This is a genomic window from Mycolicibacterium aubagnense (assembly GCF_010730955.1).
Lineage (GTDB): Bacteria > Actinomycetota > Actinomycetes > Mycobacteriales > Mycobacteriaceae > Mycobacterium > Mycobacterium aubagnense.
Genome location: NZ_AP022577.1, coordinates 2923727 through 2924539, shown reverse-complemented (window position 1 = coordinate 2924539; position 813 = coordinate 2923727). Strand labels below are relative to the sequence as shown.

Genomic DNA, 813 nt, shown 5'->3' with positions numbered 1-813 from the left:
GTGGTTCACCGTACCGACCGACCGTCACCCGGCGAGAGCGTCCAGGGATTCGGGCAGGATTTGCCCGCCGTCGACCACGATGGCCTGCCCCGTGAGATAGCGGGCCTCGTCGCTGGCGAGGAACGCGGCGAGGTGGCCGATGTCTTCGGGAGTGCCCAGCGTGCCGGCCGGGATGGAACGGGCCATGCCGGCGATGTAGTCCTCGCCCATCTCCTGCAGTCCCTCGGTGAGGATGTTCCCGGGCAGGATGGCGTTGACGGTGATGCGCTTGGCCGCGAGTTCGATTGCGGCCGTCCGCATGAAGCCCAGCTGGGCGGCCTTGGACGCACCGTAGTGCGACCAGCCGGGGAAGCCGGTGACCGGGCCGGTGATCGACGACGTGATGACGATGCGTCCGGCACCGCTGCCGGCCAGCGCGTCGAGGCAGGCCTGCACGCTGTAGATGGTGCCCTTGACGTTGACGTCGAGCACGGTGGCCAGGTCGTCGGGCGTCATGGTGGCCAGTGGCGCCTCGGGGAAGATGCCGGCGTTGGCGCACAGGACGTCGATACCGCCGAAGGCGTCGACGGCGGCCTCGGCCATGGCCTGACAGGACCGGGGATCAGCGACGTCGACGGAGACGCCGATGACTTTGCCGGACCCGAGCCCGTCGAGGCCGGCGACCGCGGTATCGAGGTCGTGCGGCGACCGGGCGGCGACGGCGACGTTGGCCCCCGCGGTGGCGAAGACGGCGGCGATGCCGTAGCCGATGCCCTTGGTGGCGCCGGTGACGACGACGTTCTTGTTGGCGAGATCGAACATGGTGCGCGTGTC

The 813-nt window shown here is 69.9% G+C and carries 1 protein-coding gene; it reads right to left on the bottom strand.

Annotated features, from left to right (window positions below):
* Positions 1-24 precede the first annotated feature (24 nt).
* Entirely contained in the window at positions 25-801 is a 777-nt protein-coding gene (fabG, locus tag G6N59_RS14415) for a 3-oxoacyl-ACP reductase FabG (RefSeq protein WP_138232944.1), read from the bottom strand.
* Positions 802-813 lie beyond the last annotated feature (12 nt).